The sequence below is a fragment of the Desulfonema magnum genome, from assembly GCF_017377395.1.
GTDB classification, from domain to species: Bacteria; Desulfobacterota; Desulfobacteria; order Desulfobacterales; family 4be13; genus Desulfonema_C; species Desulfonema_C magnum.
This window is the reverse complement of record NZ_CP061800.1, coordinates 5,395,031-5,416,080: the sequence shown is the minus strand read 5'-3', so window position 1 is coordinate 5,416,080 and position 21,050 is coordinate 5,395,031. Positions and strand designations below refer to the sequence as shown.

The 21,050-nt window shown below is 43.8% G+C and carries 15 protein-coding genes; 7 read left to right on the top strand and 8 right to left on the bottom strand.

Annotated elements, in window-relative coordinates:
• Positions 1-104: 104 nt before the first annotated feature.
• The 4 genes from dnm_RS20710 to dnm_RS20695 all read right to left on the bottom strand — a co-directional run bounded on the left by dnm_RS20710 (position 105) and on the right by dnm_RS20695 (position 6,051).
• Positions 105-1,478, bottom strand: coding sequence for an O-antigen ligase family protein (locus dnm_RS20710; protein WP_207678805.1), 1,374 nt, complete (start codon positions 1,476-1,478; stop codon positions 105-107).
• A complete protein-coding gene (locus dnm_RS20705; RefSeq protein ID WP_207678804.1) occupies positions 1,475-3,046 on the bottom strand; it encodes a GumC family protein in 1,572 nt (523 codons plus the stop codon). Before dnm_RS20705 ends, dnm_RS20710 begins: the two co-directional genes overlap by 4 nt.
• A gap of 356 nt (positions 3,047-3,402) precedes the next feature.
• A complete protein-coding gene (locus dnm_RS20700; RefSeq protein WP_207678803.1) occupies positions 3,403-4,392 on the bottom strand; it encodes a polysaccharide biosynthesis/export family protein in 990 nt (329 codons plus the stop codon).
• A gap of 537 nt (positions 4,393-4,929) precedes the next feature.
• Entirely contained in the window at positions 4,930-6,051 is a 1,122-nt protein-coding gene (locus dnm_RS20695; RefSeq protein WP_207678802.1) for a sugar transferase, read from the bottom strand.
• A gap of 1,116 nt (positions 6,052-7,167) precedes the next feature.
• Here dnm_RS20695 and dnm_RS20690 point away from each other — a divergent pair.
• Complete coding sequence (locus dnm_RS20690; RefSeq protein ID WP_207678801.1) at positions 7,168-8,241, top strand: KamA family radical SAM protein; 1,074 nt, start codon at positions 7,168-7,170, stop codon at positions 8,239-8,241.
• A gap of 226 nt (positions 8,242-8,467) precedes the next feature.
• Here dnm_RS20690 and dnm_RS20685 read toward each other — a convergent pair whose 3' ends face one another.
• Positions 8,468-10,024: a GumC family protein gene (locus tag dnm_RS20685; protein WP_207678800.1), complete on the bottom strand. Its 1,557-nt coding sequence runs from the start codon at positions 10,022-10,024 to the stop codon at positions 8,468-8,470.
• A 498-nt stretch (positions 10,025-10,522) separates the two neighbouring features.
• Complete coding sequence (locus dnm_RS20680) at positions 10,523-10,753, bottom strand: helix-turn-helix domain-containing protein (protein ID WP_207678799.1); 231 nt, start codon at positions 10,751-10,753, stop codon at positions 10,523-10,525.
• Positions 10,754-11,125: 372 nt separating this feature from the next.
• Between dnm_RS20680 and dnm_RS20675 the strand changes: the two genes are divergently transcribed.
• Together dnm_RS20675 and dnm_RS20670 are read left to right on the top strand one after the other, a co-directional pair.
• On the top strand, positions 11,126-11,590 hold the full coding sequence (locus tag dnm_RS20675; protein WP_207678798.1) for a DUF3015 family protein: 465 nt from the start codon (positions 11,126-11,128) through the stop codon (positions 11,588-11,590).
• A gap of 129 nt (positions 11,591-11,719) precedes the next feature.
• Complete coding sequence (locus dnm_RS20670; RefSeq protein ID WP_207678797.1) at positions 11,720-13,618, top strand: Lnb N-terminal periplasmic domain-containing protein; 1,899 nt, start codon at positions 11,720-11,722, stop codon at positions 13,616-13,618.
• Positions 13,619-13,680: 62 nt separating this feature from the next.
• Here dnm_RS20670 and rsmA read toward each other — a convergent pair whose 3' ends face one another.
• Positions 13,681-14,532 (bottom strand): 16S rRNA (adenine(1518)-N(6)/adenine(1519)-N(6))-dimethyltransferase RsmA, encoded by an 852-nt coding sequence (gene rsmA, locus dnm_RS20665; RefSeq protein WP_207678796.1) that lies wholly within the window; start codon positions 14,530-14,532, stop codon positions 13,681-13,683.
• 587 nt (positions 14,533-15,119) lie between these two features.
• Between rsmA and dnm_RS20660 the strand changes: the two genes are divergently transcribed.
• On the top strand, positions 15,120-15,494 hold the full coding sequence (locus tag dnm_RS20660) for a hypothetical protein (RefSeq protein ID WP_207678795.1): 375 nt from the start codon (positions 15,120-15,122) through the stop codon (positions 15,492-15,494).
• A gap of 156 nt (positions 15,495-15,650) precedes the next feature.
• Positions 15,651-18,656, top strand: a complete 3,006-nt coding sequence (locus dnm_RS20655; protein ID WP_207678794.1) for an insulinase family protein — start codon at positions 15,651-15,653, stop codon at positions 18,654-18,656.
• On the opposite strand, the gene dnm_RS20650 is transcribed toward dnm_RS20655, so the two are convergent.
• Positions 18,600-19,646, bottom strand: a complete 1,047-nt coding sequence (locus dnm_RS20650) for a hypothetical protein (RefSeq protein WP_207678793.1) — start codon at positions 19,644-19,646, stop codon at positions 18,600-18,602. The two genes, dnm_RS20655 and dnm_RS20650, sit on opposite strands and share 57 nt — an antisense overlap.
• A gap of 205 nt (positions 19,647-19,851) precedes the next feature.
• Between dnm_RS20650 and prxU the strand changes: the two genes are divergently transcribed.
• Positions 19,852-20,571, top strand: coding sequence for a thioredoxin-dependent peroxiredoxin (gene prxU, locus dnm_RS20645; protein WP_207678792.1), 720 nt, complete (start codon positions 19,852-19,854; stop codon positions 20,569-20,571).
• 27 nt (positions 20,572-20,598) lie between these two features.
• Positions 20,599-20,895: a hypothetical protein gene (locus dnm_RS20640; protein ID WP_207678791.1), complete on the top strand. Its 297-nt coding sequence runs from the start codon at positions 20,599-20,601 to the stop codon at positions 20,893-20,895.
• The last annotated feature ends 155 nt before the right edge of the window (positions 20,896-21,050 follow it).

The following is a 21,050-nucleotide window of genomic DNA, read 5'->3' as shown; positions in this document are numbered from 1 at the left end:
TTCCCGGACGGGACACCTTCTCCCGTCAGAAAAAAGCCGGGTTTCTTTGTTGTTCATCTTTTTTGTCCTGTACACAGCACTTTTGTATTAAATATTCAGGTAGTTTAGCACTCAGCCTGAGAATGATATCTGACCACCTCCGGAAGTATCCGTATCAGCGACAAGGTCAGCCAGAAATATTTGGTCAGCAAGATATGAGAAAACATGCCCATGAGCAACAGACCGAGCAGTGCCAGAAGTAATCCTCTTGCCACGCCGTCCATATGTTCATCTCCCAGCCCGCCTAATGTCGTTATGATTATACTTATGATAAAACCCGTAAAAAAAATTATTCCTAATATCCCTGTCTCGGTGATGGCCTGCATGTACATATTGTGGGGAAGGCGTTCCATTCCGATAAGAGAAATTTCCTTCTGATATCTGGGATCCGCATGAAGCCTCCGAAAATTACCAGGGCCTGCCCCTAAAATCGGATAGTCTTTCACAATGTTCAATCCCACTTCCAGATAATTTATACGACGCCAAAGCGAACCATCTGATATGTTCACATCTCCCATCTGGCTTAATCTGGAAGATCGTTCCCAGAAACTCTGGGGGATAAACATCATTCCGATAAGCAGCCCCGCCACCAATGTGCCATAATGAAACGAGGTAAGCTTTTTCCGCCATACAATAATCGCCAGGAAAAATAAGATCGCAAACACCAGCGCACCGGACCTGGACAATGTCAGCGGAATAACTGCCGCAATAATAATGGCAAAGGTATAATAAATATACATTTTCATGCTGCGCTTACGGGCGGACATGGCCACGGAGACGGCCAGCCATATGGGGAGAAAAAGGGAGGCGGTGTAGCTTCCGGGGCCGATGCCTGACGCGCCTGTGACACGAAGATTCTGACGGGAGAAAAAAAGGTTGTTCCCGCTGAGATATACACCGAATCCGATGATAACCGAAGGGAGTGTTGAAAGAATAATTGTCCGGATTAATATATCAAATCTGTCAGTACGATAAAAAAGGCGGGTCAGCATGAAATAAAAAAAAGCCAGGCTGAGAAGTCTTCTGCAAAATGTCACAGCCTGGCCCTTGTCCAGAGATGAAAAAATAAGAAAGATATTCACCATGATCCACCAGACAATCCATTTGTCCATGGTATTCAGGGGGAGCAGTTCAAACCGTCTGAACACGAGACCTAAAACCAGCACAGAAAAAGGGAAGAAAAAAAGAAGTTTGAAAAGGGTAATCTTTCTCATTGTTTCGGATAGTTCCGCGAAGGTTCCCATGGGAATCAGGGCAACAATGAACAATGCCACCAGATGAGGAGCCTGCCATGTCGCCAGGATCAGCAACAATCCCATCGGAATTGCCAATACATATATTGCTTTGTCAGGTTGGAAAAAGCTTGCCGCCACCACAAGGAATGTGACTGCCGGTGCAAGAAACACCGCGAAAGAAACAGATGAAAATTTGGCATTCATATCCGAACCTTTTTTTTAGAACCGAGTTTTTTGAAAAAGCCCGGTTTGTCCGCGGGGTTCCTTATGATTTTCTGCCACGGCTTTACAGGAAAAGACGCCAGTACCGGCAAATTCAGTTCCCGGGTCACTTCCCGGGGCAGATGAAATGAATCATCCATCATCTGCATGATCACGATGAAAAGAAGCGTGAAAAAGAAACTCAGCATTATTGCCAGAATCACCAGCATTGTTTTCTTTGGCCATACGGGCTTTTCACTGACAAACGGCGGAGAAACAACCTTGATGGTCGTAACGGTCTTCCTAAGTTCCTCCTGAAGAGTGATCTTCATGGCTTTTGTTTCATAGTCAGCATATTGTTTTTCATATCGCTCCAGCTTTTCTTCAAGCATTTTGATCTGGTATCTGTGTTTATCCATCTGAAAAAGTCTTTGATTCAGCTCACATATTCTGTCCTCGGTTTTTTTCACAGCAGAAGAAAAGGCCCTCATCCGGATACGGTTTTTTTCTGTTTCCTTTTCAAAAAAATTTGCTGTCAGTTTTTTATATTCAGCATACAGGTCAGCGATCTGATAATTCAGTTTTACAACTGAGGAGGCTCCTGGCTGGAAATTTCCTAATAGTTCGGACCGGTCCGCCATGGCCACACCGATCCGCATTTTTAATTCCTTCAGCAAAGGATCCTTTTCAATGCCTTCGGTCGTAAAAATGACGGCTTCCTCCGGCGTGAGATCACTGAATATTTTTGCCTGATTTTTAAGCTCCTTCACCCGGGTTTTCAGACTCAGAATTTCAGACAGATAGCCCATCTGTTGATCCTCCAGTTTTGCCTTTTCCTGAACCGGATCAATGATATCAGGCGTCTCTTTCAGCTTCATCAGTTCATCAAGATGTTCCTGCCATTGCTTAAAATAATTGGCTGAATGCTTTTGAAAAAAGTTCGGCGCGTCTTTGTCAAACCAGATGGTATTTCTCAGCTTATGGTATTCGCTGAGATAGGCGTCCAGAACTGCTTTTATTAAATCCTGATGATGATGCCTGCACCTGATCTCGATAATATCGGAATCTCTCAGGGTTTCTGTCACGCACATTTCGCTGATGCATGAGGCAAATGTTTCAAGGGTATTTTCGGCCACGGGTTCGGCTGCTTCTCCTTTTTTGAGAAAAGAGACCAATTGTTGTTTTATTTTTTCCTTTGTTTCTGAAATATATGTAAAAAAACCTGGCAGAACTGTCTGCCAGTAGCCCGATATCAAAGCGTCCTTATCTTTGATGTTTTGTGCGATATTTTTGTGTAACCCATGGCTTTGCAAGATATATATCTCATCTAATATCAGATTTGTTTTGACAACCCCCGGGGTTACGTCAACTTTCATATCAGGGCCAAAAGCCGCCTCATCTACTTCCGGGACAGTTATCAGCAAGGAAAATTTTCCCTGATAAACAGACGGCAGGGACAAACATACAGCTGCCATACATAAGCCGCAAAGGAGCGGGACACAGATGATCAGATGAAGCCGGGGGAAAAAAGCTGTCAGCAGTATTTCCATCCATTCTGAAAAACTTTTCATGGGATTTTGTTTCATATTTATTACGATGTTCCGGAGTGCCGAACTTGCAGTTTGGCAGAAACGCACACTCCGGACTGCCGAACTTGCAGTTTGGCAGAAACGCACACTCCGGACTGCCGAACTTGCAGTTTGAAAGAAGCGCCCCGGTTTCCGGGAGAACCGCGATATTCGGAGATAAGTACCCGATCAAAAGTTTTTTATACATCTTTTTTTCCGCGAACAGCGGAGAAACCCGGCTTTTTTTCTTCAGGGGCGGCGGCTTATTCCGGGGAAAAAGCCGGGTTTCTTTCCCGTGCGAATATCGAAAACTTATGGTTAGATACTTATTGCCAAACTGCAAGTTTGGCACTCCTGACTTACTCGTCATCCAGTTTCCACGAAGCCCCCAGCGAAAAACCTCTGAAGAAGGTAATACCTGAAATTTCTTTGGCTATCTGGGCCGCTGTTGCCAGAGGGCGTTTTGGCACATAAATAATATCATCGGGTCTGAGTAGCTGAGACACGCATTTTTTTTCTCCTTTAAGACGGGCTTCCAGATCAATGATACGGCATTCCATTACAGAACCTTTGCGGTGTGAGAGTGCGACATTACGCAGCCTTGCAGAAGCTTTGGGTCCGCCTGCCATAGCAAGGGCCTTGATGAGTGTCATGGACTGTTTCATTTCATAAGCCCCGGGACGGCCCACCTCTCCGAATACATAAACAAAAAAACCCGCTGTTTCAGAAAGGATAATATCTGCCTGAAGTTCGGGATATTGCTGTTTATAGGACTGATTAACTGCTTCAGATACCTCAGGAATGGTTTTACCTGCAACAGACATATCACCGATCAGAGGGAATGTGATAACACCATCGGGCCGAACCGTAAGCACCCGGGTTTGCCCCTGGGAGAAGCTTGTAATAACTCTTCTGAGTTCTCTGATCCTGGCTCCGGATTCTTCTTTCAGCAGCAAATAGATATCAGGGAAGCGCAGCACGGTCTTATACGCCTCACGTAATTTTTCCGCAGCTTCCTGAGTGGTCAGACCGATGACGCTGATATCACCGACATAGGGAAGGGTGATCATGCCGTCGGACCGTATGACCTGCTGAGTGTTGTGGTCAGACATGGAAGGGAAACGTATTTCCACAACATCGGCTGTGTTCAGGCGATATTTATCTGTTTTTATCAGGTTGATTTTATATATGATATCAAGCAGATCACCGCTCATCAGACGGTATTCGTGAAAATATTCCGGTACCGGGCCGCTGTCATTTTCAACAAGGGGAACGGCGTGTCTGTCCTTCCCCCCTCCGCCGCAGGAAAAAAGAAAAAAGGTAAGCAGAATATGTAACGCTGTTTTCAATGTCTTCATCCGCATAAGTCAGAAATAAAAATGAGTGTAACCAAAACAGAACACACCTCATCAGTCCGATAATCAGGATTCGGACCAGTGTTCCATTTTTGGCGACACTCAGTTAAAATCGGGTGTGTCCCACCTTTTACACATCCGAAAAAATTAGCCACAAAGCCACAAAGACACAAAGGAAGCACAAAGAGGCCTCGTAAAACTTTGCGCCTTCGCGGCTTCGTGGTAAAAAAACGGGTGTGTCCCACCTCTTATCCGAAAAAATCAGCCGCAAAGACACAGAGGAACCGCAGAGAGACTTCGTAAAACTTCGTGAAACTTCGTGTCTTCGCGGCTTCGTGGCAAAAAAACGGATGTGTCCCGCCTTTCACACATAAAACCTGTCCTTGTGTAAAAGGTGGGACACACCCTTAAAATCAGTTCCCAGATAATTTCCGAAAAAGAATAGACCACAAAAACCAAACACATGACTTCACACGGGCCTGTGACCTAGTCTGAAACGGATATATTCATTTCTCCGGAAAACGCCTCAGTCTAACACAAAATAGAGTTGTTGAGAAAATATTTGTCTATTTTATAAAAATCAAAATCACTCACAGGTTTGTAACAGACCCAGTAAAAATAACCTGAGCCTGAACCATTGTCTGTTTTTACATCCGTGTTTTCAGATTCCCCGGGTATCATCTCTTTTTTTACAACAGTTCCAAAGCAGTAAGCCTTTATCTGTTTTTTGGAAGAAGCAATGTTCATCTGTAATAAAAATCTGCTATCCCCTTCGGACAGCGGTATCGAAGAAAAAAATGTAAATGTGTTGTCATCTATATCTGACAATACACAGGCGCATGTGAATTTGTGATCAGTTATTGAGACAATGACAACCTTTTTTTCAGCTAACGAATATGACAGGAAGAATCTTTTTTCTTTGAAATCCGGTTTTAACGGGGCTGCTTTCTGTGTCAGGGCTGTTAGCTGTCTGTTCTCTGATTGTTCTTTTTTTATGAAACCAGAGAAACGTGACCATAAAAACACCCGCATTTTTCGAATCATTCCCATGATTGTCATGGCCAGAATCAGAGGCTCTTTCCAAAAAATAACTTTACGACGGCAAAAATAGGAATTGAACCGCGCCCGAATCTTTTTGGGAGTGCGGTGGGTCATAAACAGTTGTGTATATCCCACCAGGCCCGGTGTTACGCAAAAACGAATATCATAGTTTTTTATTTTATCAGCCGCCTTGTTTGCAATTTCCGGACGTACCGGCCGCGGACCGATAAAGTTCATCTCACCTTTCAGAACATTAAAAAGCTGGGGGAGTTCATCGAGTCTGGATTCCCTGAGAAATTTTCCCAGAGGGGTCTCAAGTCCGGATCGGACAGGAAGCACACAGTCTTTTGTATGCTTGTCCGCGCCAACAACCAATGTCCGAAACTTATACATATCAAACGGTTTTTTATCTTTACCAAGACGCCGCCCTTTGTAAAAAACCGGAAACCCCTGGGTGAAAAATAATATCACATATAGTAAGGAAATGACAGGGAGCGCCGCAAACAAAACAGGAATTAAAAGAATGAGATTCCATACCCGGTAAAAAAATTTATAAGTGACCAGATAACCGGAAACTCGGCCGCACCGACGCGGCCCGCGTTGTATCATCATTTAATCAAACACCTCCGGAACAAATTTTATTGAAGGAAAGCAAACCACCATGAGCAGTGATTTTTACCCTATCTTTACCGTGAAAATACATTTTGAAAAGCCGGGTTTTTTATCTGAAAACATTTTCATAACCCCGGGGCGAAAAACCCGGCTTTTTCATGAGCGTTTATTATGATCAATGGTTCGGATAGTTTTTATGCTTGTCACAGCCATAAACTGAGCTTCCAGCGGTGCAGATTCCTGCTTTCGCAGGAATGATATTCTCTGTTATTTCAGAGATATATCGAACTGTTATTCCTGCGAAAGCAGGAATCCGATTTTCAGAAAGTGCAATTTATGCCAGTGAGCAGTATATAATCAATTGTTTTTCCAGGTTTTGTTTATTCCGCTCTGAAGAATTTAATTCCTCTGATTTCAGGATGTTATATTCTGACATACACTTAATTTTGAAAAACTGTCCGAGCCGTTGCATATTAAAAATACACAAACCTCTTCAGATTCTTTCATTTCGTTATTATTCTTGAAGATCAGCGGAGGGTGGACATGCTTCCTTATGTCTGTTTAATAAACTTTTTTTTCTATATGAAATTTAATTTTATTGCAATAAAAAATTTTAAAATATGTCATCTGATGTTGGTTTTTACTGAAATAATTTTTTGCAATAATGTCCTTATTGACTTGTTTTCTATTTTATAGTAGTCCGATTCAGATTTATCTTGGCATAAAATTTATCTGAGGATTTTTTTATTGTGAAAATAAGCTGTTGCTTGTCCGAAACATTCAGTCTGACCAGGAGCGCTAACACGACCTGATAAATTCTGACAGCTTGTTCAGATGTAAAACAATTTTTCAAATTGTTTCCCGGACAATTTTTCAAATTGTCCGGCATGATTTCGGATTTTCCAAATTTTTTCACCTGTCAGATTTATTTGCTCATGCAGCAGATCCGTTCGCCTATGCAAATTTCAGACGGGCTGCAACCCCTGTTCGGCAGATAACCCCGTTTGACAGAGAAGAGGCTGCCTCTTATAATAAAATATTTAAAAAAGCCGGCAATGCGCTCATAACACGCAGGATTCCGGCGAGTTTTACGATATCTGGAAAAAGGAGAATATTATGGAAGAATGGATCGAACAACTCCGAAACAGTGTCAGCACGCTTGAAAAGCTGAAAGCATATATCAGCATCACTCCGGAAGAGGAAAAAGCCATTACAACACTGAACACAAAATGGGGAACCACGCCCTATTTTGCTTCTCTGATGGATCCTGATGATGCAACCTGTCCCATAAGAAAACAGGTGATTCCCTCTTTAAAGGAAAAAGAGAATCATTACGGGATTTCCGACTATCTGATCTGGAAAGAAAACCGTGATACCGACGAGGTCCGGCCTGACAGCATTGCCAGGCAGTATTATGATCGTATTGCTTTTACCGTGACAGATGTCTGCGCAAACTACTGTCGCCATTGTTTTCGTAAGGAACTTGTGGTGGACCGTGATCTTAAACTCCGCATGGATGTTGATGAAGGGATCCAGTGGATCAGCGAACATAAGGAAATCCGTGATGTTCTGGTGACAGGCGGGGATCCCTTTATTCTTTCGGACGACAAAATAGAATATATTATCGCCAAACTGCGGGAAATTCCTCACATACAAATGATCCGGTTTGGCACCCGAACACCGATTGTGCTGCCGCATCGGATTACCGAGGGTCTCAAAAAAGTCCTGAAAGGATATCACCGTGTTCCCATATGGGTGAATACCCAGTGCAATCATCCCAAAGAAATTACAGAGAGAACAGCCAGGGCGGTCTATGATCTGCTTTCCTGCGGCGTCAATGTGGGCAATCAGGCGGTTTTGCTAAAAGGGATTAATGATGATGTGGAAACTTTCAGAACGCTCCATCAGAAGCTTTTGTCGGTTCGCATCCGGCCTTATTATGTGTTTTATTGCGAACCTGCTCCCGGAATTGATCATTTTCGCACATCAGTTGAAAAAGGAGCCGAACTGATACGGGACGCGCTTCGGGGCCATACCACGGGCCTTGCCCAGCCCATGTATGTTATTGCGACAAATATCGGAAAAATTCCGCTCATGCCGGATTACTACATCATGGAAAAAACAGAAAAGGAATACAGACTTAAAAACTATAAAGGACAATATACCACCATACCAAATATACCTGAATAATCGGACTGTTTTTAAGAAGCAAATTTACAGGAGATGAAAAATCCCTCGGCCCTGTTGAGAAAGGGGAATATATAGGCCGGATGCTCTCCTTTCAAAATGGGGTGCTGAGGGGATTTCCCATCTGCAAATTCTGTCCATCGTAAGGAAACCTATATTTTTTGCCTGATGCTGTTCCCTCCCTTCGACAGGCTCAGGGAACGCCGTGCCTTGTTTTGCTTCAATATCCTCAGGTCTTCTCAGATGTATCAAGAATGTCAAGCAGAAGCATCAGTCCGATGCCGATTCCCAGACCCGTCAGCACAGAAATTATAAATAACTTTTTTATGTCAGGCGACACTGGTTTCTCGGAGACTTTGGCTGAATCCAGGATACGGAACCGCTGCCCTATTGATTTCCTTTCTATTCTGACAGCCATGTCCGCATCCAATTTTTTTGACAACAGTTTATTATATGAATCCTGAAGGTTCTTATAATCTCTGGTTAAGGACATGAGTTCCTGCTCTCTTTTCGGGGTGTCCTCAATTCTTTTCTCGAACCGACTTATTTTATTAAGTATCTCTGAGATATCTTCCTCATACTGTTTTATGCTCTTCTGAGTATCCTCATACTGATCTTTTATTTCTTTATGCGTATTCGCCTGTTTTCCAAGTTGAATCAGCCTTCTCTTTTCATCTCTGAGACCTTTTTCTCTTTCATTCAGTCGTGTGTAAAATATATCAAGCATTTTGAGATTGGAATCAAGTTGCTCAGACAGCCCTCCCATGTATCTTGTGCGGTACTCCCTCAGAGCATTTTCAACAGCAATGAGATCTTCAGCTTTGTCCCTCAGTTCCTCCTGGATAAAGTCGCTCGCGGCAAAGACCTGTTCTGCCATAAATCTGATGCTCTCATCAATAAAATAGCCTGCCAGGATGTTCACCGCTCTTGTAATCTTTTCAGGGTCATTCCCCCTGAATGAGATTGTAAAGGAATCCGCTCCCCTCCGGCCTCTTGTCACTTTCACTTTCATATTTCCGCGCACGGCCGCGACTTTTTCTTCCGAAAGCATGTTCTCATATTCCGGGCCTGCGAAAAGTTCGGCCCCGTTTATCACCCGTTCAATATATGTGCGGCTCTTTATCTGCTGCGTGATCGTGCTTACCCTCTCCTTGACAGTGACTTCTGTGAGCGGCTCCACATATTTGTCAGGGATGCTTTTGGGTTCTACCAGGATTAACGTGTTTGCCTCATAAATTCTGGGGGTTGTGACTGAGACAAACATTCCGCCTATCATGGCAAGACAAAACGAAATAAGGAGTAACCAGCGATATCTTATAATTAAATCAATAAAATAATCAAATTTTAAGCTGTTTGTTTTTTTAAAGGTTCTTTTTCTGGTTTTTCCTGTTTTTTGCTGTTGTTCTCGTTTCTTTACCCCTGATTTTATATGGGCAAGCTGCGTCCTAAGTTCTTTAGAATCTTTTTTGAGTTTTTCAGATTCATGCTTTCTTTCAGGTTGCTCATATCTTATATGAGCAAGTTCCGCACCAACTCCCTCTGATTCCTGTTTTAATTTTTGTGGCTTTCTTATCAGGACAAGTTTCTGCCTTAAATCCCTTCGGCTTTTTCTTAATCTTTCTTTATTCTTTTTCAAAAATCGAATGCTGTTTCCGAGTTGTTTATCCATAGTGATGTTTTCCTGGGTAAAAGCCGGGAGATCAATCTTCCGGCTGAAAAGCTCAAGTGCGCTCAGGCGCACTGGAATAGCAGGCTTGGACCCTGCTTTGGCTTTCAGCCCCGACATTGATTACAAATTTGCCGGAACAAATTGCTTATGAGGAGTCATAAATATTAAAATCAGGAGCTTACCCCTATGGGGCGCATTCCCATTTTCCCGGTCAGCCCTGTAACTATCTGATTTATAACGATTCAGTTTTATGATCGTTTTAAGGGCAAATCAGTTAAATCCGTTGGTTGCATAATAAGTACCTGAGCAAAAGTTTTTATATATCTTTTCCTACGAACAGCGGAGAAACCCGGCTTTTTCCTGTGAAGAAGAGAGAGTTATCCCGGGAAAAAACCCGGGTTTCTTTTCAGGACAAATATCAAAAAACTTATGGTCTGATACTTATACCGGGAAAATGGGAATGCGCCTCTTTCTGTTGAAATTACATAAACTTGCCCTGACTTGGGAAGCCATGTCAGGATTTGTCAGGATTTGAGTTATATGGGTTTTATAATGTATCTCCTGTCAGTGTCAATAAGCTGTCAGATGCCTTTCTGAGTATCTCTCCGTAGGTCGTCATAATTCCTCAAACAAATTTGTTATCTTCACTTTCAAAGCATCTGCTATTTTTTTGATATTCTCCAAAGTGATGTTTTTTTCAGCCCTCTCAATCATTCCTATATAAGTTCTGTGCAAGCCTGCTTTTTCAGCCAGCTTTTCCTGTGACAGATGTTGTTTCAGCCTCTCTGCCCGCACTTTTTCACCAAATAAAATCAGGATAGATTTTTCTTTTGATTTTTTGTTCATAATAGGATATTCATACAGCGTTTTGTCCTGTAAGATATGAATGCTATAATGGCTTTTAAGCTGTAACACTACATACTATGGTTAGCATTTATGCTTCGGTGCCAAATATCGTTTTGCGGATATGATCGTCGAATCATCGGAAAACTCTGGCCTTCAGCAGCTTGAAATTATTATATAATACCGATAACAAGAAAAACGGTTTCGGAAAACAGAACCAGGCAGGTTCATGTGATCTGTCATATGTCGGTTTTGTTTTCCTTAAGATCCTGACACTCATTAATGATAAGGAGGTGATAAATTTTTTTGTTTTAAATAAATTGAAGTTAAGTTTATTTTGATTTGCTAATTTTTAATTAAAGGAGAAAAAAAAGAATGAAAAAGGTTATTATCGGATTGGCGGTCTTCTTTCTGGTACTGAATGCAGCTCATGCCGGAACAAGGGAAAACTGTGGCTGCGGACTCGGGTCCATGGTGATTGGAGACCAGGACGGGCTTCTGTCTCAGGGCACCGCGGGTGTGATAAACGGCTGTTTCGGAAACCAGACCTTTGGTATCACATTTGGTACCCTCGGATGTGAACGTGCCACAGACCTGGGCAAAAGAAATGAAAAGCTGGATATTTTTATCGCTGAAAATATGGATAATCTGGCTGTGGATATTGCCTCAGGACAGGGAGAAACGCTGGGGGCAATGGCCGAACTTATTGAAGTGTCCGGCGAAAAACGCACAAAGCTTTTTGCAGCGCTTCAGAATAATTTTGAAAAAATTTATCCTTCAGCCGATGTCAGCCATGCCGATGTCACTGAAAAAATCATCACCATAGTCGAACAAATCTAGGCAGTGTCTGATATTTTGCGATATATTTTTAGGAGATACGGACGGAGTTTATATGCCGTATCTCCTTTTTTGTCAATTGTCCTGGTCGTTTTCATTCTGGTCCTTCCGCACAAAGCTGAAGCCGGAAATTTGAAACTGGAAACTGGAAACTGGAAACTGGAAACTGGAAACTCGTCTCTCTCTTATGCAGACCGTCTGATTGAGCTGGCCCGCCAAAAAAAGCTCCATGAACAAAAATATTGGCGGATTCTGCTTCACTATAAAAAGACCCTTTCAGGTGTGGAAAGCACCATAGATGATCCCCGTTTTTTCCTGGCTCCGGATGGCAAGTTCAATCCTAAATCCGAGCTTGAAGCCACTGTCAGAGCGTTCTTCAGAGAAAAACGCATGTATGATCCTGCTGACATTGTTTCAGACCCGAAAGACACAGATCATCCGGTGTGCAGGTTCGTTGCAAGGTACTCCTGGTTAAAGGAAAAGCTGGATATTGATGAATCAGAACTGCCTGTGGCTGAATGTGAGGAATTTAATCGGATTGTCCGTGAAATCAGTCCCAAATCAGCAAGCATTGTCTTTCCGACTTATTACATGAACAGCCCTGCCTCGATGTTCGGTCACACGCTGATTTGTATTGGAACAGATTATAAAAACAAGCTGTTATCTCATGCAGTGAATTATTCTGCCCTGGCAGATGAAACCAATGGCTTTCTTTTTGTGACAAAGGGGCTTTTCGGTTTCTACAAAGGCTATTATTCAACGCTTCCGTATTATCAGAAAATCCAGGAATATAGCGATATAAGCCAAAGGGATATCTGGGAATATGAATTGGATATGACCGAATCCGAAGTAAAACAGATGATCATGCACTTATGGGAACTCCGGGGAATCTATACAGAATACTATTTTTTTGACGAAAATTGCTCATATAATCTCCTGTTTCTGCTCGAAGCCGCGAGACCGTCCCTGGATCTCACAGGGCAGTTTCCGGCCTGGGTGCTGCCCATTGACACCATCAAAGCCATGAAAAAACAAGGGCTTTTCCGAGATGTTGACTACAGACCGTCACAGGCCACAAAGATAAAATATAAGATTTCTCTCTTGTCCGAAAGCAGCCGGAAGATTGTGCTTGATATTATCAATAAGAAAATGCCTCCGGAGTCTGTCTTTGGCCTTGACATCAGGAAAGATGAGCAGATCAGAATTACTGATCTGGCTGCTGATCATATCCGATATCAATATGCCAGAAAAAAAATATCAAAAAAAGACTACCAAAATTTCCTGTTAAACACATTAAAAGTGCGGAGCAAGCTGGGAATGCGTGATAAAGGTTTATATAATGTTCCTTTGCCGCCAAGACCGGATAATGTTCATGAATCCAAAAAATTAAGCTTGGGACTAGGGAGCAGGCAAGGTGATTTTTTCCAGGAGGTCGCTTATCGGCCGGTGTTCAGTAATTTGCTGGACACGGATTACGGATATGAGGAAGGTATTCAGATTGAGTTTTTTTCCGGCAAACTGAGATATTATTCTTCTGATAAAAAATTTGAGCTGGTTTCGCTGAATGTTATTGATATTATATCTGTTTCACCCATGAGCCGCTTTTTCAGACCCTATTCCTGGAAAGTGAATACCGGCCTGAAACAAAAAACAATGTCAGATGGCGAAGAATCTCTGATCTGCAACCTCAATACTGGCGGAGGGCTTGCTTTTTATGATGATAATATCGGGTTATATTATCTGTTCATAGAGCCGGAATTAAATGTCGGCGGCGATCTTGAAGATAGTTATGCTCTTGGTCTCGGACTTTCCGCGGGCGTGCTGAAACGCATCAGTGACTCGTGGAAATGTCATTTGTCTGCAAGAACAATGTGTTTTGAATTCGGGGATAAACACCGGTCCCATGACGTTTCCTTATCCCAGCGTATCCGATTAAACCGGAATAACAGCATCAGTCTGAATCTCTCATGGGAGGAGTCGTTTGATTCGTCTCATACGGAAGCGGGTTTGTATTGGAATCTCTTTTTTTAAGAAACCAAACGCTGCCAGGAGTCGGTATCAGACCTGAGAGGTTTTCAAAACCTTGCAGGTCTTCAGTCATTCAGAACCTTCCCCAGGCAATTACTCAGCCTGACAAATTCTTCCACATCAAGGGTCTCAGCCCGGCGCATCGGATCAATCCCCGCATTTCCCAGCGTTCCCGCGGCTATTTTCGCATCAATATGAAGTTCGCTTCCTGCCAGCGCGTTTCTGAGGGTTTTCCGTCTTTTCCCGAAAGCTGCTTTGACAACCTTGAAAAGCATTTCCTCATCATCTGCCCGATATTCCGGCGCATCCTTAAATTTTATCTGGATAACCTGCGAATCCACTTTGGGTTTGGGATAAAAAAGAGAGGCCCGGATATGTGCAAGGGATTTTATATCTGAGCAGTAGCGGAGCATTACCGTGAGCCGTCCGTAGTCCTTGCACCCGGGACCCGCCATGAGGCGTTCTGCCAGTTCCTTCTGAAACATCAGAATCGCCCGGGTCACTATCGTCCTGGAGCGAATCAGTCGGACAAGAATTTGTGAAGAAATATTGTAAGGGAGGTTTCCCATAACAATGAATTTGCCGGCCGCAGTTTCCGCCAATGCTTCAATGTCAAGCTTCAGAATATCTTTTTCCATTAAAACAACATTTGAAAGCCGGTTTGCAAGCAGTTCTGTTTTTAAAAGCTCAATAAGCTGATGATCTTTATCCACAGCATAAACCTTTTGGGCCGCACGGGCCGCAGGCATTGTGAGTGCGCCCAGCCCGGCTCCGATTTCCAGAACAACATCTTCCGGTAAAATTCGGGAACGGGCCACAATCATTTCCGCTGTGGAAGGATCAGATAAAAAATTCTGCCCCAATTGTTTCTTAGGGTACAAATTCCATGCCTTGACGAGTGTTATTGGTGATGTCATATTTTTATAAGTTGTCAGTTGTCAGCTTTCAGTTGTCAGCTTTCAGTTGTCAGCTTTCTCCTAATTTTTTTGTTTTTACTTATTTTTTTCGATTTCCCAGTGCTTTAACTTGACTTTTTATTCAATTACTGAGTAATTATTACTTTAGGTATTTTGTAACTACAGGAATTAAGAGCCGGGATCCGGGAATTCGGATTTGTAATCCCATGATAATAAAGGCTTTTAAAAACATATAACCTGAAAGGTTTTTTCTTAAAACCTGTAGTTGAAAGTCAGATTTTTTCCTTACACAGCTTCCGAAAATTTTTGCCAGATTATTCTCATATCTGCGACATTTGCTAAGAACGCTGTAAACTGTTTACGGAATTCTGCCGGATTATTCTCATATCAGCGGCATATCTCGGGAACTCTGCAAAACCGCTTATACAGTTTTGTCGGATTATTCATTCTGACATCTGAGCGATGAAAGAGGTGTAAACAACCTTTCTCAATTGTTGTATGAGGAAAACAGAGGCAATTTTCCACCAGGGCCTCTTTCTGACTGATCCCATCATTTTTAAAACAATCATTAATTCAAGGAGGAACACATGGCAAGAAAAAAAGGAAAAATAAGTTTTGACGCAATGGTAAAATTTTTTATTCAAAATTATGACATCCCGACCACAAAGGACCTTGAGAAGCTGATAGAGCGGATGGATCGCCTGGAGCATCTTGTTATCACCACATCAGGGGGAGCCTCGGGCAGACGTCTGTCCGGCGGGAGAACCTCTCGCGGCAAGGCCCCCATGACAGCTTCGGATACGGTTTTGGAGATCATAAAGAATTTTAAAGACGGCGTCGGCTTTTCTGAAATCCAGGACAGGACAGGCTATGGCGAGAAAAAACTTCGCAATATCATTTTTCGTCTGAACAACACCGGTAAAATTCAACGCAAGGAGCGCGGTATATATATTGCCTCCTAGTTTGGTGTTTGGGATTTGAGATTTGAGATTTGGGATTTGAGATTTGAGATTTGGGATTTGAGATTTGGAATTTGGGATTGCAACTTTAATTATCAATTCTTAATTATCAATTATCAATTATCAATTCCCCAACCACCTTTTGGAAAAGGATAATTTATGAACACATTTACAGATCACAACAATCCGGGCCTTAACTCAGGCGACCGTATTGGTGACTATTGTATAAAGAGAGTGGTGGAACTGAAGGAAATCAGCTCTTTTTTTTATGAGTTGGAGCATACACCCACAGGGGCCAGGCATGTCCATATCAGCAATGATGACAAGGAAAATACATTCAGTGTGGCGTTTAAGACAGTTCCTTCGGATTCAACCGGTGTTGCGCATATCCTGGAACATACTGCCCTGTGCGGCTCTGAAAAATTCCCTGTGCGTGATCCTTTTTTCTCGATGCTGAAAAGGAGCCTGAGTACCTTTATGAATGCCTTTACCGCGTCGGACTGGACCATGTATCCGTTCTCCACTCAGAACAAAAAAGATTTTTACAACCTCATGGATGTCTATCTTGACGCTGCGTTTTTCCCCAACCTGAATATGCTCAATTTTAAGCAGGAAGGGCATCGGCTGGAACTTGATGGGGAAGAACTTGTCTATAAAGGAGTTGTGTATAACGAGATGAAAGGTGCCATGTCTTCGCCGGATCAGGTGCTGGGCAGGTCGCTTCTGAACGCGCTTTATCCCTCCACAACGTACCGTCATAACTCAGGAGGGGAGCCTGCTGTGATTCCCACACTGACGCATGAACAGCTCACAGCGTTTCACAAACAGCATTATCACCCCAGCAACTCGTTTTTTTACACATATGGGAATCTGCCTCTGAAAGACCATCTGTCATTTATTCATGATAAGATATTAAAAAAATTTGAGCGCATTGATCCGAAAACCGATGTGCCTTCCCAGCCCCGGTGGGACCGTGCCAAAGTGGTGAGCTATCCGTATCCGCTCGGACCCAATGAAGACCCTGTAAAAAAATATCAGGTATGTGTGGCATGGCTCCTGGCCGATATTAAGGACACCTTTGAGGTGCTGGTTATCAGCCTGCTTGAACATATCCTTCTTGGCAATTCCGGTTCTCCTCTGCGGAAAGCCCTGATTGATTCGGAACTCGGAACGGCCCTTTCCGACGGAACCGGATTTGACGCGGATAACCGGGACACCTATTTTGTCTGCGGACTCAAGGACGTTGAGGAATCCGCGGCAGAGAAGATCGAAAAAATTATCTTTGATGAGTTAAAAAATCTCGCGGACAAAGGCATTGATCCGAAACTGATTGCGTCTGCCATCCATCAGGTGGAGTTTCATCACAAAGAGATCACAAACACCCCCTATCCTTATGGCATCAAGCTGCTGCTTTTCTTTTCCGGAAGCTGGTTTCACGGGGGAGATCCTGTCAGAATACTCAGATTTGATGATGATTTTAAACATCTGAACGAGGAACTCGCCAAAGGTCCTTTTTTTGAAAACCGGATAAAAACGTGTTTTCTGAATAATCCCCACAGGGTACTTTTCAAACTGACACCGGATCAGCTCATGGAGCAGAAAGAAAATGAACGGGTCAGAACAGAACTTGAGCATATCAAATCCGGCCTGTCCCCTGCCGAACTTCAGAAGATAAAACAAGATGCCGAAGCTTTGGCGAAACTTCAGGAATCAGGGGAAGACCTTTCCAAGCTGCCCACCCTGGAGATTGAAGATATTCCGCCTTCGGTTCATATTGTAAAAGAAACCGACTTAAAACTTGAAAGCGGAGATTCGGAAGCCGGAGAGGCAACTTCTAATTTTCAATTTCCAATTTCCATTTACCAGCAGCCGACTTCCGGTATTTTTTATTTTGATTCGGCCGCCGGAGCCGGAGGATTGCGGAAAGAGATGCTTCCGCTTGTGCCGTTTTTCTGTTATGCGTTTTCCAAAGTCGGCACGGCACGGCGGGATTACATTGAGATGGCGCGACTGATTGACGCTTATACTGGCGGTGTGGGGCTTTCTGTCCACGCGCGTAACAACTTTGGTGAAACAAGGGACTGTCTGCCGTTTATCGGATTTACCGGAAAATGTCTTGTCCGAAATCTGGATAAAATGTTTGACATCATGCAGGAGCTGCTTTATGAATTCAATTTTTCCGACCTCACCCGCTTAAAAAGTCTTCTGCTTCAGTACCGGGCAGGTCTGGAATCCATGATTGTGCATAACGGGCACGGACTGGCTATTTCGCTTGCCTCGAGGAATTTCTCAGTCACTCGCGCATTAAGCGAAACCTGGAACGGTGTTCATCAGTTGCAAACCATAAAGAAAATCACCACAGACCTTACGGATGATAAGCTGAAAGCATTTTCAGATGATCTCATGTCCATCGGAAAAAGCCTTTTTATCGGGAACAATTTTAAGGTGGCCATGGTGGGCGAACAAGGGGCCTTATACGACGCCATGCCGCTGACGTCAAAGCTTCTTGCGGACAGCAGGCAGCAGACATCGGGCATGGGGTTTTTGCCTCCGGCAATTACGCTCGGGGATCAGATTCCCAGGGAGGGATGGAGTACCTCTTCGGCAGTGTCATTCGTGGCTCAGGCATTTGAGACAGTGCGTATGGATCATGAGGATTCCCCTGTATTGTCGGTGATCAGCAAAATGCTTCGTTCTTTGTTCTTACATCGCGAGATTCGGGAAAAAGGCGGCGCTTACGGAGGATTTTCCATGTATAACCCTGAAGACGGCTTGTTTTGTTTCGGGTCTTACAGAGATCCTCACATTGTTTCCACCCTGAACGTATATGATAATGCAGGGGATTTTATAAAATCAGGAAACTATGACAGTGAGGATGTTAAGGAAGCCATTCTCCAGGTATGCTCTGAGATTGACAAACCGGATCCTCCGGGGCCTGCGGCAAGAAAGGCGTTTTACAGGAAAATCATTTCATTGTCAGATGAGGCAAGGGAGCATTTTAAAAAGCAGTTGCTTACATTAACCCGGGACCGGGTCATAAAGGTTGCGGAAAGATATTTTGACAGCAGCAGGAAACAGGCGGTGGCAGTGATCTCAAGTGAAGAGAAGTTAAAGGCCGCAAATGAGAAAATGGCCGATAATCCGCTTAAGCTTTACAGGATTTAGTTCGGATTTTAGGAAATAAGCCTGGCAGTCCTGCACAAGTAGTGATGAATGAGATTCATCCGGACAATTCCGGCCGGCTCCGGAGTGCAAAAATTGCATTTTTGCTTTCGCACTTGCGAAAAAGTATTTTTCGCACTCCGGATAGTATTTTTCGCACTCCGGATAATTCCGGCCGGCTCCGGAGTGCAAAAATTGCATTTTTGCTTTCGCACTTGCGAAAAAGTATTTTTCGCACTCCGGATAGTATTTTTCGCACTCCGGATAGTTCCGGCCGGCTCCGGAGTGCAAAAATTGCATTTTTGCTTTCGCACTTGCGAAAAAGTATTTTTCGCACTCCGGATAGTATTTTTCGCACTCCGGATAGTTCCGGCCGGCTCCGGAGTGCAAAAATTGCATTTTTGCTTTCACACTTGCGAAAAAGTATTTTTCGCACTCCGGATAGTATTTTTCGCACTCCGGATAGTTCCGGCCGGCTCCGGAGTGCAAAAATTGCATTTTTGCTTTCACACTTGCGAAAAAGTATTTTTCGCACTCCGGATAGTATTTTTCGCACTCCGGATAGTTCCGGCCGGCTCCGGAGTGCAAAAATTGCATTTTTGCTTTCGCACTTGCGAAAAAGTATTTTTCGCACTCCGGATAGTATTTTTCGCACTCCGGATAATTCCGGCCGGCTCCGGAGTGCAAAAATTGCATTTTTGCTTTCGCACTTGCGAAAAAGTATTTTTCGCACTCCGGATAGTATTTTTCGCACTCCGGATAATTCCGGCCGGCTCCGGAGTGCAAAAATTGCATTTTTGCTTTCGCACTTGCGAAAAAGTATTTTTCGCACTCCGGATAGTATTTTTCGCACTCCGGATAGTTCCGGCCGGCTCCGGAGTGCAAAAATTGCATTTTTGCTTTCGCACTTGCGAAAAAGTATTTTTCGCACTCCGGATAGTATTTTTCGCACTCCGGATAGTTCCGGCCGGCTCCGGAGTGCAAAAATTGCATTTTTGCTTTCGCACTTGCGAAGAACCATTATCCGTTATAATCAGTATGTTTTGCATTCGGATTTCGGACGACCGCAGAGACAAGGCATGCCTTATCTCTGCCAGTTGCCATTATTTTTGTATTCAAAAACAAAAATTGTTGCATCTGTTCATACAACGCTTACGCCCTGATGACTTTCGGGGAGTATTTAAAGAAAGGAAAGTTTATGCCAGAAGAAATCAAAGTTGGCTGTGCGCGCCCCACAGGGGGACCTGTGGGCAGAGAACCTGATGAACTACAACCCGCAGATAACACACCAGTAAAGGAGGAACGTACTATGATCAAACTTGGACAAAAGGCCCCTGATTTTACAGCTCCGGCCTATCATAAGGGTAAATTTGTTAATGTGAATCTTTCTGATTATCTTGGTAAATGGGTCGTACTTTGTTTCTATCCTGGAGATTTTACCTTTGTCTGAGCCACCGAAATTTCGACGGTCGCCGAAAAAATCAGCGAATTCGAGCGTCTTGGTGCGCAAGTCCTGTCTTGCAGCGTGGACAGTGTTTTTGTCCATAAAATGTGGAACGATAAGGAACTCTCCAAAATGGTTGAAGGAGGGGTTCCGTTTCCGATGCTGTCGGACGGCGGAGGACGCGTCGGAAAAGTCTATGGCGTGTATGATGAAGATGCAGGCGTTGAAATGCGGGGAAGATTTCTGATTGATCCTGATGGTGTCATCCAAGGATACGAAATTCTCACGCCTCCGGTAGGAAGAAACGTGAGTGAAACACTGCGTCAGCTTCAGGCGTTCCAGCTGGTTCGAGAAACCAAGGGAACCGAGGCCACGCCATCGGGATGGAGAACGGGAAAGAAAACGCTCCGACCAGGTCCGGATCTGGTCGGAAAAGTATGGGAAGTATGGAAAACCCGGGAAGCATCTGACTAACGAGTCAGGAAAGAGGCAGACTTACGCATGAGAAAACTCGGTCCCTCATTGGAGGAACCGCTCAGTTTGCTGAAAAATCTGAAACAATGTTTGTCTCTCCGATTGAGTGCCAAACTACAGCTTGGCACTCTGAACATAATCAGCAGATGGAAAAAAAATTTTAGTAATCTCATTAAGTTCGTTCCCCACAGTCCGCGGCCCGAATCCGCACGTTGCCGCACGCAAGTCCGACCAACCGCGGGACGCGAAGCGTTCGAAAAGCATTCCCACGCGAAGCGTGGGAACGAGATTGGCGTGTGGGTGAATTTGCCATCTGCTGATTGAACAAGTTGATATTCAACTCTCAGCAGATGGAAAATTGCCCTGATCCGTTTTTGCCGGACTGACAAATCCGCCGCGTCGAAAATGCCTCGGATTTGCCAGTCCGAAGCAAGTTTTCCCACGAATTTTACATCTGCTGACACTATTTTTAAAACAGA